The 15,343-nt window shown below is 66.3% G+C and carries 13 protein-coding genes; 4 read left to right on the top strand and 9 right to left on the bottom strand.

What is annotated here, in order from left to right; genetic code table 11:
- Nucleotides 1-80: 80 nt before the first annotated feature.
- From BLP96_RS01200 to BLP96_RS01180, 5 genes are all read right to left on the bottom strand, one after another.
- Complete coding sequence (locus BLP96_RS01200; protein ID WP_089682250.1) at nucleotides 81-1,892, bottom strand: acyl-CoA dehydrogenase C-terminal domain-containing protein; 1,812 nt, start codon at nucleotides 1,890-1,892, stop codon at nucleotides 81-83.
- 138 nt (nucleotides 1,893-2,030) lie between these two features.
- Nucleotides 2,031-2,483, bottom strand: coding sequence for a MarR family winged helix-turn-helix transcriptional regulator (locus BLP96_RS01195; RefSeq protein ID WP_176761425.1), 453 nt, complete (start codon nucleotides 2,481-2,483; stop codon nucleotides 2,031-2,033).
- A 93-nt stretch (nucleotides 2,484-2,576) separates the two neighbouring features.
- Nucleotides 2,577-3,344, bottom strand: coding sequence for an SDR family NAD(P)-dependent oxidoreductase (locus BLP96_RS01190; protein ID WP_089682246.1), 768 nt, complete (start codon nucleotides 3,342-3,344; stop codon nucleotides 2,577-2,579).
- 17 nt (nucleotides 3,345-3,361) lie between these two features.
- Nucleotides 3,362-5,035 (bottom strand): AMP-binding protein, encoded by a 1,674-nt coding sequence (locus BLP96_RS01185; protein ID WP_089682244.1) that lies wholly within the window; start codon nucleotides 5,033-5,035, stop codon nucleotides 3,362-3,364.
- Nucleotides 5,036-5,201: 166 nt separating this feature from the next.
- Complete coding sequence (locus tag BLP96_RS01180) at nucleotides 5,202-5,807, bottom strand: TetR/AcrR family transcriptional regulator (RefSeq protein WP_089682243.1); 606 nt, start codon at nucleotides 5,805-5,807, stop codon at nucleotides 5,202-5,204.
- A 103-nt stretch (nucleotides 5,808-5,910) separates the two neighbouring features.
- Here BLP96_RS01180 and BLP96_RS01175 point away from each other — a divergent pair, with 103 nt between their 5' ends.
- From BLP96_RS01175 to BLP96_RS01160, 4 genes are all read left to right on the top strand, one after another.
- Nucleotides 5,911-7,098 carry an acetyl-CoA C-acyltransferase gene (locus tag BLP96_RS01175; RefSeq protein WP_089682241.1) on the top strand — a complete coding sequence of 396 codons (1,188 nt, stop codon included), beginning with the start codon at nucleotides 5,911-5,913 and terminating at the stop codon, nucleotides 7,096-7,098.
- Nucleotides 7,098-7,922 (top strand): alpha/beta fold hydrolase, encoded by an 825-nt coding sequence (locus BLP96_RS01170; RefSeq protein ID WP_089682239.1) that lies wholly within the window; start codon nucleotides 7,098-7,100, stop codon nucleotides 7,920-7,922. The genes BLP96_RS01175 and BLP96_RS01170 overlap by 1 nt, the downstream gene beginning before the upstream one ends.
- Before the next feature lie 303 nt (nucleotides 7,923-8,225).
- Nucleotides 8,226-9,308: an ACR3 family arsenite efflux transporter gene (gene arsB / locus BLP96_RS01165; protein WP_089682237.1), complete on the top strand. Its 1,083-nt coding sequence runs from the start codon at nucleotides 8,226-8,228 to the stop codon at nucleotides 9,306-9,308.
- A 48-nt stretch (nucleotides 9,309-9,356) separates the two neighbouring features.
- Nucleotides 9,357-10,607 carry an MFS transporter gene (locus BLP96_RS01160; RefSeq protein WP_089682236.1) on the top strand — a complete coding sequence of 417 codons (1,251 nt, stop codon included), beginning with the start codon at nucleotides 9,357-9,359 and terminating at the stop codon, nucleotides 10,605-10,607.
- A 7-nt stretch (nucleotides 10,608-10,614) separates the two neighbouring features.
- Here BLP96_RS01160 and BLP96_RS01155 read toward each other — a convergent pair whose 3' ends face one another.
- The 4 genes from BLP96_RS01155 to BLP96_RS01140 all read right to left on the bottom strand — a co-directional run bounded on the left by BLP96_RS01155 (nucleotide 10,615) and on the right by BLP96_RS01140 (nucleotide 15,341).
- On the bottom strand, nucleotides 10,615-10,965 hold the full coding sequence (locus BLP96_RS01155) for a metalloregulator ArsR/SmtB family transcription factor (protein ID WP_089682234.1): 351 nt from the start codon (nucleotides 10,963-10,965) through the stop codon (nucleotides 10,615-10,617).
- Nucleotides 10,966-11,247: 282 nt separating this feature from the next.
- On the bottom strand, nucleotides 11,248-12,483 hold the full coding sequence (gene arsJ, locus BLP96_RS01150) for an organoarsenical effux MFS transporter ArsJ (protein ID WP_089682232.1): 1,236 nt from the start codon (nucleotides 12,481-12,483) through the stop codon (nucleotides 11,248-11,250).
- Nucleotides 12,476-13,519 carry an ArsJ-associated glyceraldehyde-3-phosphate dehydrogenase gene (locus BLP96_RS01145; RefSeq protein ID WP_089682230.1) on the bottom strand — a complete coding sequence of 348 codons (1,044 nt, stop codon included), beginning with the start codon at nucleotides 13,517-13,519 and terminating at the stop codon, nucleotides 12,476-12,478. Before BLP96_RS01145 ends, arsJ begins: the two co-directional genes overlap by 8 nt.
- A 121-nt stretch (nucleotides 13,520-13,640) precedes the next feature.
- Entirely contained in the window at nucleotides 13,641-15,341 is a 1,701-nt protein-coding gene (locus BLP96_RS01140) for a methyl-accepting chemotaxis protein (protein WP_089682228.1), read from the bottom strand.
- Nucleotides 15,342-15,343: the final 2 nt, after the last annotated feature.

Below are 15,343 nucleotides of genomic sequence, written 5' to 3'. Positions count from 1 at the left end.
GCAAACGCGCAGACGAAAAAACGGCGGGCCATGGCCCGCCGCAAAGGAACCGATCGAAACCCGCTCGAGAGCGTTTCCGTTCAGATTTCGAAGCCGCGCCCGAAGTCCTCGGGGGAGAGCGCCATCAGCGGCTCGGCGCCGGCCTCGATGGCCTGCTTGTGGGCACGGGTACGCGGCAGCAACCGTTGGTAGAAGAAACGTGCGGTGTTGAGCTTGGCGCGGTAGAAGGCGGCATCCTCGGTGCTCGCGGCCAGGGCCGCACGGGCCTGCCTGGCCGCCCGAGCGAACAGGTAGGCCAAGGTCACGTAGCCTGCGTACATCAGGTAGTCGACGCTGGCCGCGCCGACTTCCTCGCGGTCGCTCATGGCCTTCATGCCGATGCCCATGGTCAGCTCGCCCCACTCCTGGTTCAGCTTGGCCAGAGGCCTCACGAATTCGGCGAGTTCGCCGTTGCCTGCCTCGGCCTGGCAGAACTGGTGGATTTCCTTGGTGAAGACCTTGAGCGTTTCACCCTGGCTCATCAACACCTTGCGACCCAGCAGGTCGAGCGCCTGGATGCCGGTGGTGCCCTCGTAGAGGCGGGTGATGCGCGCGTCCCGCACCAGCTGCTCCATGCCCCACTCCTGGATGAAGCCGTGGCCGCCGAAGACCTGCACGCCCTCGTTGGTGGCCTCGAACCCGGTTTCGGTGAGGAACGCCTTGACGATGGGCGTCAGCAGGCCCAGCAGGGTCTCGGCGCGCTCCTTCTCGGCGGCATCGTTGCCATGCTCGACGATGTCGATCATCTGGGCGGTATAGAGCACCAGCATCCGGCCGCCCTCGGCGAAGGCCTTCTGGGTGAGCAGCATGCGGCGTACGTCGGGATGGACGATGATCGGGTCGGCCGGCTTCTCGGGCGCCCGGGGCCCGGAGAGAGCGCGCATCTGCAGACGGTCACGGGCGTAGGCCAGGGCGTTCTGGAAGCTCGCCTCGGTGAGCCCCAGCCCCTGGATGCCCACGCCGATGCGTGCGGCGTTCATCATGGTGAACATGCAGGCCAGCCCCTTGTTGGGCTCGCCCACCAGAAAGCCCTTGGCTCCGTCGAAGTTCATCACGCAGGTGGCGTTGCCGTGGATGCCCATCTTGTGCTCGAGCGAGCCGCACACCACGCCGTTGCGCTCACCGGGCTCGCCCGCTTCGTTGGGCAAGAACTTGGGCACCACGAACAGCGAGATGCCCTTGGAGCCCTCCGGCGCGTCAGGCAACTTGGCCAGCACCAGGTGGACGATGTTCTCCGCCAGGTCGTGCTCGCCAGCGGAAATGAAGATCTTGGTGCCGGTGATGTCGAAGGCGCCGTCGTCGGTGGGCACGGCGCGGGTCTTGATCAGGCCCAGGTCGGTACCGCAATGCGGCTCGGTGAGGCACATGGTACCGGTCCAGGTGCCCTCGACCAGCTTGGTCAGGTAGGTGGCCTTCTGCTCATCGGTACCGTGGTGGCGAAGCGCATCGGCGGCACCGTGCGAGAGCCCCGGATACATGCCCCAGGCCAGATTGGTGGCACAGATCATCTCGCTCAGCACCATGGCCAGCGAGTGCGGCAGGCCCTGGCCGCCGTGTTCGGGATCGGCGGCCAGACTCGGCCAGCCACCCTCCACGTACCGGGCGTAGGCTTCCTTGAAGCCCTTGGGCGCCTTCACGTCGCCGCCTTCCAGCAGGCAGCCTTCCCGATCGCCGCTCTGGTTCAGCGGCAGCAACACCTCCCGAGCGAAGCGCGCCCCCTCCTCGAGGATCGCCGCCACCACATCGGGCGAAACCTCCTCGCCGCCGGGCAGACGTGCGTAGTGGGCCGGGTAGTCCAGCATCTCGTCCATCACGAAGCGCAGATCGCGCAGAGGGGCCTGATAGTCGGGCATATCGATCTCTCCAGAAGACGTCGGGCATGCGCAGCCGCAGGCGCCGCTTTCAAACGAATGTTTGAAAACCTAGCGATCGATATCCGCCAAGTCAAGCGTTCGTTTTAATCTTCCCCTCCGATCGGGCCGGGATGGCGCTCAGGGCATGGCATCCTTGAGCCGCCCTCGCAGCGTCTCCAGCTGCTCCTTGAGCTCGTGGAGTTCGTCGAACGTCTGGCCGCTGGCCATCACCACGCAGTCGGGAATCTCGCGGGCGCGCTCCTGCAGGGCCCGCCCCGCTTCCGTCAGGTGAAGTTCCACCACGCGTTCGTCGCGCTCGCTTCGCACGCGTTCGAGCAGCCCTTCCCGGGCCAGGCGCTTGAACACCGGCGTCAGCGAGCCGGTATCGGTGTAGAGCCGCTGGCTGATGGTGCCGGCACTCAGGCCGTCTTCCTCCCACAGCACCATCATCACCAGGTACTGCGGATAGGTGAGGTTGAGCGCCGTGAGCAATGGCTTGTAGAACTTGGTCATCAACAGCGAAGTGGAGTAGAGCGCAAAGCAGAGTTGATGATCGAGCTGCAGATCGCTGCAGGCATCCGGTTCGGCCATGACGGTGTCTCCTTGAGCCATCCCCAAAAAAGATGATGCGCTATACGTTAGCGCACCAAATTATGGATGACCAGACAATGGCCGAAGCCGCACTCACTGCATGCGAATGCCGCCATCCAGACGAATCGTCTCGCCGTTGAGCATGGAGTTGATGATGATCTGCTCGGCCAGGCGGGCGAATTCATCGGGCTTGCCCAGTCGCTTGGGGAAGGGCACGGCCGCGGCCAGCGCTTCGGCCGCCTCGTCGGGGATCTCGCTCATCATCGGCGTCTCGAAGACGCCGGGGGCGATGGCCATCACCCGCACGCCGTGGCGCGAGAGCTCGCGTGCCGCCGGCAGGCTCATGCCTACCACCCCGGCCTTGGAGGCGCTGTAGGCGCACTGCCCCACCTGCCCGTCGAAGGCAGCGATGGAGGCGGTGTTGACGATCACCCCGCGCTCGCCGTCCTCGCCGGGCACGTTTTTGGCCATGGCCGCGGCAGCCAGGCGCATGACGTTGAAGGTGCCCACCAGATTGATCTGCACGGTGCGGGCGTAGGCGTCGAGATCGGCGGGGTTGCCCTCGCGATCGACCAGTTTGGCCACGCTGACCACGCCGGCACAGTGCACCACGCCGGCCAGGCCGCGGCCGTCGCTGAGTTCCACGGCGGCGTCCACCGCCGCCTGAATGTCGTCCCCCGAGGTGACGTCGCCGCGCACCGCACGGGCGTGCTCGCCCAGGGTCTTGGCGTGGGCTTCGACGACGTCGCTCAGGTCGCAGAGCACCACCCGGCCGCCGCCGGCGACCAGGCGTTCGGCGGTGGCCGCCCCCAGCCCGGAGGCGGCGCCGGTGATCAGGAAGGTGTTGTCCTTCACTTGCATCTATCGTGTCTCCCAGTTCATTTCGCGGGCTCGGCGTCCGCTTTGTCGGCGGCGTCGGCACGCAGCTTGAAGCGCTGGATCTTGCCGCTCGGCGTCTTTGGCAAGGTGTCCACGAACTCGATCACCCGGGGGAAGGCGTGGGTGGAAAGCCGCTCGCGCACCAACTGGCGGATTTCGTCGGCCAGCTCGTCGCTCGCCTCGAAGCCGTCGCGCAGCACCACGTAGGACTTGATGATCTCGCCGCGGATCTCGTCCGGCTGGCCCACGGCGGCGGACTCGGCCACCGCCGGGTGAGTCATCACGCTGTTCTCCACGTCGGTAGGGCCGACACGGTAGCCCGCGGTGGTGATGATGTCGTCGTCGCGGCCGGCGAACTGGAAGGTACCATCCTCGTTCTTGATCACCACGTCACCGGTCAGATAGAAGCCCTCGGCGAAGGGGTGCTTCTCCTGCCAAGTGTAGCCGGGGAAGAAGTGCGCCGGCGAGTTGGCGATGTCCACTGCCAGCACGCCGGGCTCGCCCGGGGGCAGCTCGTTGTATTCGGCGTCCAGGATCGCCAGGCGATAGCCCGGCATGGGCACGCCCATGGCGCCGACGTGCTTGGGATGCGCCAGGGCATGATGGTTGCAGCAGGTCATGCCGGTTTCGGTCTGGCCGTAGTGGTCCATGACCGGACAACCCAGCGAACGCTCTACCCAGGTCACCACCTCGGTGTTGAGCGGCTCGCCGGCGGAACTCGCCACGCGCAGCTCGAGGGTCTGGCGGGCATCGTCGAACAGCCCTGAGGCCTTCATCAGGCGGTAGGCGGTGGGCGCGGCGGCGAAATTGGTGATGCGATGGCGCCTCATGAAGTCGAGCGCTCCTTCGGCGCTGAAGCCTGCCTCGCAGAAGTGAGTGGTCACGCCCAGCAGCAGTGGCCCGGCAATGGCGTAGTAGAGACCGTAAGCCCAGCCGGGGTCGGCCATGTTCCAGAAGCGGTCGCTCTCGCGCAGGTCGATGGCCAGCTCCATGTAGAGCGCGAAGGCCGGCATGCCGGAGAGCGGCACCGCCACGCCCTTGGGCTTGCCGACCGTGCCCGAGGTGAACATCTGCAGGAAAGGGGCCTCCGGCGCCAGGCGCGGCGGCGTCTCTTCCATCGCGGCGTGGCCAAGAGCTTCGGCCCAGTCGAGGTCGTCGCCGTGTTCACCATCGGGGCCGCCCACGGCGAGCACCGGCGGGCACTGCGAGAGGCCGTTGAACTTGAAGCGGTTGGCGGCGTCGGTGATCACCAGCTTGGTATCGGCACGCCCCAGGCGATAGTCCACGGCATCCGGTCCGAAGGCGGTGAACAGTGGCTGGTAGACGGCACCGATCCGCCAGGTGGCGAGCACCGCCACCAGCAGTTCCGGCGAGCGCGGCAGCATGCAGGCGATGCGATCGCCGGTGCCGAGGCCGCGCTCGCGGAACCAGCCGGCCAGCCTGGCGCTGCGGGCGTCCAGCTCGGCATAGCTGAGGGCAGTGACGCTGCCCGCGGTGTCCTCGTGAACCAACGCCGTCACTTCGCCGCGACCGGCGCGCAGATGACGGCCACAGCAGGATTCGAAGGCATTGAAGCGGCCATCGCGATGGTCATCTAGCCGGGCGATGACCTCGTCGATGGAGAAGGACGCGAGATAGTCTTGATAGTCGGGTAGGGTCGCGGCGTGACTCATGGAGGGCCCTCTTGTGCTGTTGTGATTGTTCGATGCGGTGGTGGTAGGAACGCGGGACACTATCGGCGGCGTTTACCGCAGTTGACGTAAACGTCAACATAGCAAGCGCTAGGTACAAGCTAGAAGCAAAGCCGCCGCGGAGCAACCCCGCAGCGACGGCAACGAACTAGACCATGGTCGATGCCGACGACGGGAGAGTCACCGGCGAGGTGAGCATGGCGATCAGCTCGCGGGCGAGCTCTTCGGGGGTGCGCGGGCCCTCCGGATCGTACCAGCGCACCGTCCAGTTGAGCGCGCCCATGACGAAGCGGGATACGAGGAAGCGGTCGCCGTGGATCAGGCCAGCGTCCAGTGCCTCGTCGATGACCTCTTCCCACAGCGCTTCATAGGCGTCACGCAGGTGGCTCAGGTGATCTCGCGCTTCCGGATCGAGGCGACGCCACTCATAGAGCGCCACCACGTGAGCGTTGCGGTCGGTCAACAGGGTTTCGAGATGCGCACGCGCCATGGCATGCAACCGCGCCTCGGGGGTAGTGTCACAACGACCGAGGGCACGGCGAGCGATGGTCAGCGCATTCTGAGTGCCTTCCTCGATCACCGCCGCGAGGATCTCCTGCTTGTCGCGAAAATGATGGAACAGGCTGCCGGACTTGATGCCCATCTCGTGGGCGAGCATGCGCACCGTGGTCCGATCGAAGCCCTCCTGGACGAAGAGCTGGGCGGCCAGGCGGGTCAGTTCCTTGCGGCGGGGGGACTCGTTTACGACATTCATCGGGTTTACACTAGCGCTTGCTTGGTTGACCTTGAGAAAAGCACAGGCCCGCCGGGAGGTCAACGCGACTTCCGCCAACAACCACAAACCGTGGAGACTTGCCATGAGCCACGCCAACGACATCGTCTTTCTCTCCGCCGCCCGTACCCCCATGGGCGGCATGCTGGGCAGTCTGTCGAGCCTCGACGCACCGCAGCTCGCCGCCACGGCCATTCGCGCCGCCATCGAGCGTGCTGGCATCGCTCCCGATGCGATCGACGAGGGCATCATGGGCTGCGTGCTGCCCGGCGGCGTCAAGCAGGGGCCGGCCCGCCAAGCCATGCGCCAGGCCGGCATTCCCGACGCCATCGGCGCCACCACCATCAACAAGCTGTGCGGCTCGGGCATGAAGGCCGCCATGTTCGCCCACGACCTGATTCGTGCCGGCAGTGGCGAAGTGATGCTCGCCGGCGGCATGGAGTCGATGTCCAATGCGCCCCATGTGCTGACCAAGGCACGCACCGGCTACCGCCTCGGCCATGGCGAACTCAAGGACCACATGTTCCTCGACGGCCTGGAGGATGCCGAGACCGGCAAGCTGATGGGCGTGTTCGCCCAGGACATCGCCAGCGAGCGCGGCTATTCGCGCGAGCGCCTCGACGACTTCGCCATCGCTTCGCTGGAGCGCGCCATGGAGGCCACCAACGCCGGTCATCTGGCCGCCGAAATGGCCCCGGTCACGGTGACGGATCGCAAGGGCGAGACGGTCGTCGAGCATGACGAGCAACCTTTCCAGGCCAAGCTCGACAAGATCCGCACCCTGCGTCCGGCCTTCGCCAAGGACGGCACCATCACTGCCGCCAACTCCAGTTCCATTTCCGACGGTGCCTCGGCGCTGATCCTGGCCAGCCAAGCGGCAGCCGACCGACTCGGCGCCAAGCCCCTCGCGCGCATGCTCGGCCACAGCACCCATTCACGCCATCCCAGCGAATTCACCATCGCTCCGGTAGGCGCCATCGACAAGCTGATGAAAAAGCTCGATTGGGGGGTGAGCGACGTCGACCTGTTCGAGATCAACGAAGCCTTCGCCGTGGTCACCCTCATGGCCATGGACGACCTGGGCCTACCCCACGACAAGGTCAACGTCTTCGGCGGCGCCTGCGCCCAGGGCCACCCCATCGGCTCCACCGGTTCGCGCATCATCGCGACCCTGATCCACGCCCTGCGCACCAAGGGCGGCAAGCGCGGCATCGCCAGCCTGTGCATCGGCGGCGGCGAGGCCACCGCCGTGGCAGTGGAACTGGTCGACTGATGGCAGCGGTCCTGCGGATCGACACCGCCGAGGGGCCCCTGCACGCCGTCCGCTGGTCGCCGCAGGCGGCCGCGGACGGCGTGGCGCCCATCGTTCTGCTGCATGATTCCCTCGGTTGCATCGCCCTGTGGCGGGACTTTCCCGAGCGCCTGGCGAACGCCACCCGACGCGAGGTGATCGCCTACGACCGCCTGGGTTATGGCAAGTCGGCCCCCTATCCCGGCCCACAGCCGGAAAGCTTCATCGTCGACGAGGCACAGCATGAATTCGACGCCGTTCGCGAGCAGCTGAACGTCGAACGCTTCGCGTTGCTGGGCCACAGCGTTGGCGGCAGCATGGCCGCCGTCACCGCCGGCCGATACCCACTAGCCTGCGAGGCGCTGATCACCGTGGCGGCCCAGGCTTTCACCGAGCCGCGCACCCTGGCCGGCATCCGCGAGGCGGAGCGTAGCTTCATCGAACCCGGGGGCCTGTCGCGGCTGGCGAAGTATCACGGCGACAAGGCCGACTGGGTGCTGCGCTCTTGGGTCGACAACTGGCACTCCGAGGCCTTCCGCGAATGGCGGCTGGACGACGCCCTGACCCGGGTGCGCTGCCCGACGCTAGCCATTCACGGCGAGCTCGACGAGTACGGCTCGCGGGAACAGCCAGCACGCATCGCCGCGCTGACGCCGGGCCCCAGCGAGCCATACCTGCTCACCGACTGCGGCCACGTGCCGCATCGCGAATGCCCGGAGCGACTGATCGGCGCCATCGCCGCCTTTCTGGAAACGCAGCCGGGTGCTAACACGGGAAGCGCCTTTGACCACCCGCCTAGGAGCTGAGCTTTTTCCGGCGCCAAGCCCCGCCGCTCGACTCACTCGAGCTTCAGACAAGAGCGCTAAATCGGCGCCGACAGGCGATCCAGTCGCAATCGCTCACGGCCGTCGAACAGCCGACGGCTTCGCGGCGAATGTTACCGATCGCCTCCTGCCGGCGCTGCCCCAGCATCAGTCGGCTCCCGATCATCGCACGCTGGCGCCAGGCAGCGACACGATGTCTCCCCGCAACGCTGGCTAACGCGATTCGCCTCCCGTAACATATACGGGCTCCCATATATAAAGTCCTCGCCGCTGAAGGAGCCCAGCATGACAACGCAGCAAGGCGCTCAGGCGCCAAGCACCTCGCAGGGCATGGGCCGCTTCGAGCGTTTTCTCTCCGTGTGGGTGGCACTGGCCATCGTCGCCGGGGTGCTGCTCGGCCAGTTCGCCCCGGCGATTCCCGAGGCGCTGTCGCGCTTCGAAGTCGCCCAGGTGTCGATCCCGGTGGCGGTGCTGATCTGGGCGATGATCTTTCCGATGATGGCGCAGATCGACTTCGCCGCCGTACTCGGCGTGCGCCGCCAGCCCAAGGGGCTCGTCATCACCACCACGGTGAACTGGCTGATCAAGCCCTTCACCATGTTCGCCATCGCCTGGTTCTTCCTGATGGTGGTCTTCCGTCCCTTCATTCCGGAACCCCTGGCCAGCCAGTACCTGGCTGGTGCCATTCTGCTGGGAGCCGCCCCCTGCACCGCCATGGTCTTCGTGTGGAGCACCCTGACCCGCGGCGACGCCGCCTACACCCTGGTTCAGGTCTCGCTCAACGACCTGATCATGCTGTTCGCCTTCGCACCCATCGTGGTCTTCCTGCTCGGCGTCTCCGACATCCAGGTGCCCTGGGACACCGTCGCTCTCTCGGTGGTGCTCTACATCGTGATCCCGCTGTCCGCAGGATACTTGACCCGACGCACCCTGATCGCCCGCCACGGCGTCGAGTGGTACGACAACGTCTTCATGAAGAGGGTGAGCCCGATTACGCCCATCGGCCTGATCATCACCCTGGTGCTGCTGTTCGCCTTCCAGGGCGAGGTGATCCTCCAGGCGCCGCTGCATATCGTGCTGATCGCCATCCCATTGATCGTGCAGACCTTCCTGATCTTCTTCATCGCCTACGGCTGGGCCAAGGCATGGCGAGTGCCCCACTGCGTGGCCGCGCCCGGGGCGATGATCGGCGCCAGCAACTTCTTCGAACTGGCCGTGGCGGCCGCCATCGCCCTGTTCGGGCTGCAGTCCGGCGCGGCACTGGCCACGGTGGTGGGCGTGTTGGTGGAGGTGCCGCTGATGCTCGCCTTGGTGCGCATCGCCAACACGACACGCGGGCACTTCCCCGACGCTGACCGGGCCGGTTGACCGCCGGCCGGGCTTGCCCGGCCAGGCGGGCAGGGTGAGTATGTCACGATGAACGATACCCTGTGGCACCGCCACCCCCTGGCGATCATCGTCCTAGCCCAGCTGTGCGGCACCTCGCTGTGGTTTTCCGTCAACGGCGTGGGTCTGGCCCTGTCGCGCGACCTGGGCTTTTCGGAGGCAGATCTCGGCCGCCTCACGCTCACTGTGCAAGCAGGCTTCATTCTCGGCACCCTGAGCATCGCCACCACCGGCTTGGCCGACCGCTTTCGCGCCAGCCGCATCTTCGCGGTTTCCTGCCTGGCCGGAGCCCTGACCAATGCCGGATTCGTACTGGTGGCCGCACAGTTCCCTCTCGCGCTCTCGTTGCGCTTTCTGACCGGGCTGTGTCTCGCCGGCATCTACCCGCTGGGCATGAAGCTCGTCATCGGCTGGACCCCCAGGCACTCCGGCGCCGCGCTCGCCTGGCTGGTGGGCATGCTCACCCTGGGTACCGCCCTGCCCCACTTGCTGCGCGGCACCACCCTGGGCATGCCCTGGGAGTGGCCGCTGTTCGGCGCTTCCGCTCTGGCGCTCGCCGGCGGTGCGGCGATCCGTGCACTCGGCGACGGACCGCACCTGCCACCGTCGAGCGGCAAGGCGCGGCTGCTCGATGGCCTGGCCGCCCTGCGCGAGGCGCGCTTTCGTGCCGTGGCCGGCGGCTACTTCGGGCATTGCTGGGAGCTCTACGCCTTCTGGACGCTTACCCCCTTCCTGATTGCCCGGGAAGTGGCGCGGCTCGGCGCCCCCCAGGCGTGGATTCCGTGGCTGTCGTTCGCCGTCATTGCTCTAGGGCTCGTCGGCTGCGTGGGCGGCGGCGCCCTGAGTCGCCGGCTGGGCAGCCTGTGGGTAGCACGCCGGGCCCTGATCGCCTCGGGATCGATCTGCCTCGCCTATCCGCTGTTGCTCTGGCTACCGCCCGGCCTGCTGCTGGGACTGCTGATTCTCTGGGGCCTGACCGTCATCGCCGATTCGCCGCAGTTCTCGGCACTGGCTGCCGCTAGTGCCCCGCGGGAACGGGTCGGTTCCACCCTGGCGGTAATGAACGCCGTGGGATTTGCCCTGACCATTCCGGCCATATCGCTCACCACCGCGCTGTGGTCGCTGCAGGGCGCCTGGGTGGTATGGTGGCTACTGCCGGGGCCGCTGCTCGGACTGTGGGTCATGCAGGGCCTGGCTGACTCGGCCATTCATGACGCACGAACTCGTCGAGCCATCACTACCCGGTCGGGCGCGCCGGGAACCCCCTCCCCCGACGAATGAGGCCCCCTCAGCAGAACGCCGCGCGACGCTCCGGGCGGTCGCCCATAGCACTCAAACGCGCCTGCAGGGCCTCCAGGCGCGTTGCCTCCGCGTTCGCCGCAACGTCCAGAATGGTGACTGCCCATTCGGGCAGCGCAGGGGCAAGCCGGTAGTAGACCCACTGCCCCTCGCGGCTGTCGTAGAGCAGGCCACAGTTGCGCAGCTGCGCCAGATGCCGCGACACCTTGGGCTGCGATTCCTCGAGAGCGTGGGTCATCTCGCACACGCAGAGTTCGCCCTCGCGCAGGATCAGCAGCATCAACATGAGGCGGGTGTCATCGGCGAGGCATTTGAAGAGGCGCAGTGAGTCCAACGGCATGAAACGGCTCCTTGATTGGCCATGCAGACAATTCTACGCAACCGTCACCCGAGTGCGTAGCGCCGAACGATCCGAGCTGCGTGAGGAGCGCCGGGGACAAGCCGAAGGGGAGATCCTACGCCAGGAGTGAGGAGCACTGCTCCGAACGGGCTGGCCATGGATGGCCAGCACCGGACCACGCGAGAGCGCTGCAAGGCGTAGGCAGCGTACAAGGACGTATTCGAAGCGCCCACCCAGGCTCATGGACGGAACAGCCCCGAGCAATACCACCGACAGTCGCGCTTAGCCCCCTGCCCGCTCTTCCCGCGGCAACGCCAGCGCCATCGCTGCGCTGGCAGCCACCAGAGCCGCCGAGACCCACAGGCAGGCGGCGAGCCCGTAGAACTGGTAGAGCCAACCGGAGAGTACCGTGCCGGCGAGCCGCCCCATGGCATTGGCCATGTAGTAGAAGCCCACGTCCATGGAGACGCCGTCGGCACGGGCGAAGTGCACGATCAAGTAACTGTGCCAGCTGGAGTTGATGGCGAACAGCACCCCGAAGGCCAGCAGCCCCGCCACCAGCCATTCCACCTCGGCCAGCGGCAACCACGCGAGCAGTGCCGGCAGGCCGGCCAGGGCGAGCGCCCAGAACACGGTGACGGCCCGCGCGCCGCCACGAATCAGGCCGGTCAGGCGTGGCGCCTGGGTCTGTACGCCGCCGTAGCCGATCACCCAGATGGCCAGCAGGCCCCCGACGGTCCAGTGACTCCAGCCATGCTGGTCGTAGAGGAACACCGGCAGGGCCACCACGAACCAGACGTCGCGGGCAGCGAACAGGCAGAGCCTGGCCGCCGAGAGCACGTTGATGGCCCGCGACTTGGAAAACGCCTCGGAGAACTTGGGCTTGCGCTTGCCGCGCCCCAGATCGGCCTTGAGGCGAACCAGCGACAGTGCCAGCACGCCGGCGAGCATGACGGCCATGAGGCCGACCGCACCTTGAAAGCCAACCAGGGTCAACAACAGTCCGCCGAGGAAGAAGCCAGCCCCCTTGAGGGCATTCTTCGAGCCGGTGAGGACCGCCACCCAGCGGTAGAGCGCGCTCTGTGCGCTGGCGCTCTCCTTGGGCACCAGCACCTTGACCGCGCTCTTGGCGCTCATCTTGTTGAGATCCTTGGCGATGCCGGATAGCGCCTGAGCCGCCATCACCCAAGGCACGGTCAGCGCCGCCGCGGGCACCATCAGCATCGCCAGCGCCACGATCTGCAGGCCGAGGCCCACGTTCATGGTGCGGTTGAGCCCCAGGCGCGCGCCCAGCCAGCCCCCCACCAGGTTGGTGACCACGCCGAAGGCCTCGTAGAAGAGGAACAGCATGGCCACTTCCAACGGGCTGTAGCCCAACTGGTGGAAGTGAAGCACCACCAGCATGCGCAGGGCGCCATCGGTGAGGGTGAAGGCCCAGTAGTTGCCGGTGATCAGCAGGTACTGGCGAACCTCGAAAGGCAGCGCCTTCAGTCGGCTTGCAAAGCTTGCGTCAGGCATTGACTACCTGCCTACGTCCCACCTTCAGGGCCAGCTCGGCGGTACGGTTGGCGTAGCCCCACTCGTTGTCGTACCAGGCGTAGAGCTTGAGCTGAGTGCCGTTCACCACCATGGTCGAGAGCGCATCGATGATCGAGCTGCGCGGGTCGGTGCGGTAGTCGATGGACACCAGCGGGCGCTCCTCATAGCCGAGGATGCCGGCCAGTTCGCCCTCGGCGGCGGCCTCGAGCGCCGCGTTGACCTCCTCCGCCGTGACCTCCCGCTCCAGCTCGAAGACCATGTCGGTGAGCGAGGCGTTGGCCAGTGGCACGCGAATAGCATGGCCGTTGAGCTTGCCGGTGAGCTCCGGGAAGATCGCCGTGATCGCCTTGGCCGAGCCGGTGGTGGTGGGGATCAAGCTCATGCCGCAAGCCCGCGAACGACGCAGATCCGGCTTTCGTGGAGAGCTCGGGGCGTCGAGGATGACCTGGGTATTGGTGATGTCGTGCACCGTGGTCATGGAGCCGTGGCGAATGCCGAAGGTCTCGTGGATCACCTTCACCGCCGGCGCCAGGCAGTTGGTGGTGCAGCTCGCCGCGGTGACGATGCGGTGCACCTCGGGATCGTAAGCGTCGTCGTTGACGCCCATCACCACGTTGAGCACGCCCTCCTCTTTCACCGGCGCGCTGACCACCACCCGCTCGACGCCTTGTTCCAGATAGGCTTGCAACGTCTCCGTCGTCTTCATCTTGCCCGAGCATTCGATGGTCACCTGACAGCCGGACCAGTCGTTGTCACTCAACGCCTTGTGAGCGCTGAAGGCGATACGCTGGCCGTCGACGACCAAGGTCTCTTCCTCCGCGTGGATGCCCTGCCCCGGCGCCCAGTGACCGTGCACGGAATCGAATTCCAGCAGATGAGCGAAGGTGGCGGCATCGCCACCCGGGTCGTTGATGCGCACCACCTCGACGTCACCCCGCTGGACATGGGGCCACAGACTGCGAAACGTCAGTCGCCCCATGCGACCGAAGCCGTTGATGCCGATGCGCAAGGTCATGAATGCTCTCCTGAAAAAGTGCGGCGCGGTGCCGAGCGTGAAGTCGTCGACGCCATTATATATGGAATTTCATATATAAACTATCCGCGCACTCGATCATGGGCACACGCGGTGCGAACGCTCAACAGGCCGCCAGCGTATCGCGTCGCGTCGTGCGCCGTTCCGGCTCCCGGTCGGACGACGCGCTGTCGGAGAGCGCCAGGGTCAGCCAGTGCGAGGCATCGACGTCGGCGGGCTGTGCTGGCCTCTCATTACCGCTTTCCGCGGCGGCCAGCGAGAAACGCCGCGCATAGTCATGCATGCGCTGGGCTTCATCGGCGAGTTCCGCAGCATTGCCGGCCGCGCCTTCCACCAGACGCGCACTATCCTGCGTCGCGGTTTCCATCTGCACCATCGCCTGGTTGACCTGCTCGATGCCGTATCGCTGTTCGCTCGAGGCCCGGGAGATGTCGTCCATCAGCACGCTGACCCGTTCGATGGCGGTGAGAATCGCTCGAGTGTGCTCCGCCGCTTCGCGCGAGAGTGCATCGCCCTGCTCCACGCTCGTGCGCGACGCCTGGATGCGGTGGCGAATCTCCCGGGCGGCGTCGGCACTGCGCGTGGCCAGGTCGCGCACCTCCTTGGCCACCACGGCGAAGCCGCGGCCCTGGTCGCCGGCGCGGGCGGCTTCCACCGAGGCGTTGAGGGCCAGGATGTTGGTCTGGAAGGCGATGCTTTCGATCAGGGCGATGATGGACTGGATCTCGTCGGAATGGCCATGGATCGCTTCCATGGTGGTGAGGAACTGCTGGATCACCGCATCGCCCTCACGCGCCTTGTCCGACGCATCGTTGGCCGACCGATTCACGTCATGAGCCCGCTCGGCATTCTGCGCCACGGTCGCGGTGAGCTCCTCCAGGCTCGATGCCGTCTGTTCCAGGGCCGACGCCTGCTGCTGGGTCTGGCTCGACAACGATCGATTGCCTTCGGCCAGGGCCTGGCTGCCGTGCTGAACACGCTCGCTGCTGGCCAGCACACGGCCGACGGTATCGGTCAGCGATTGCTGCATGGTGGAGAGTTCGGCGAACAGCTGGCCGATCTCGTTGTTGCCGCGACGTTCCACCGGCGTGGCGAGATCGCCGGCGGCGATACGCTGGAAGTGTTCGACGATGCGGCGCAAGGGCTTCAGCACGTTGACGCGCACGCCCCACACCACGACGGCGATCAGCGCCAGTGCCGCCAGCAGGGTGCCGACCACGCCCGCGTTCAACCAGTCCGAGGTCCGTCCGAAACGCTCGGCGAGGCGCTGGCCCAGCTGCTGGTTACGGTCGAAGAAAGCGTCGATGGACTCGATGAAGCGCTCGCTGCTTTGCGTCACTCGCGACTGTCCGGAAAGATACCCGGTGACGTCAGCATCCTGCAGCAGACTCAGTTGCAATCGCAGGTTGTTGTCATGCAACGAGCGGAAGCGCTCTTCCAGCGTATCGACCAACGCCTGCTGCTCGGGCTCGTGAGACGACTCGAGAAAGCGTTGGAATGCCCGGTTGGCGTCGTCCAGCAGCGCATCGGCCGATTCGATGATCGGCTCCGGACGATCGAAGGAAGGGGTGCGCAGCAGTTCGGCAGCGCGATCCATTTCGACGCGTGCGCGCAGCAGGGCATTGTAGGCCGCATTGAGGTCACGCTCCTGGCTCACGTTGGTCTCGTTGAGCGTGGCAAAGGCCTCGCGCCCCACCTGATTGGCGGCGAGCCCCAATCCGCCGATGGCCAGGATCAGCGCACTGAATGCCACCAGCACGAGGGTCCAGCTCGTCCTGACGGTCATGTTGTCGAGCAGTTTCATGG

Source organism: Billgrantia gudaonensis (assembly GCF_900100195.1).
Lineage (GTDB): Bacteria > Pseudomonadota > Gammaproteobacteria > Pseudomonadales > Halomonadaceae > Halomonas > Halomonas gudaonensis.
This window is presented reverse-complemented; position numbering and strand designations above follow the sequence as displayed.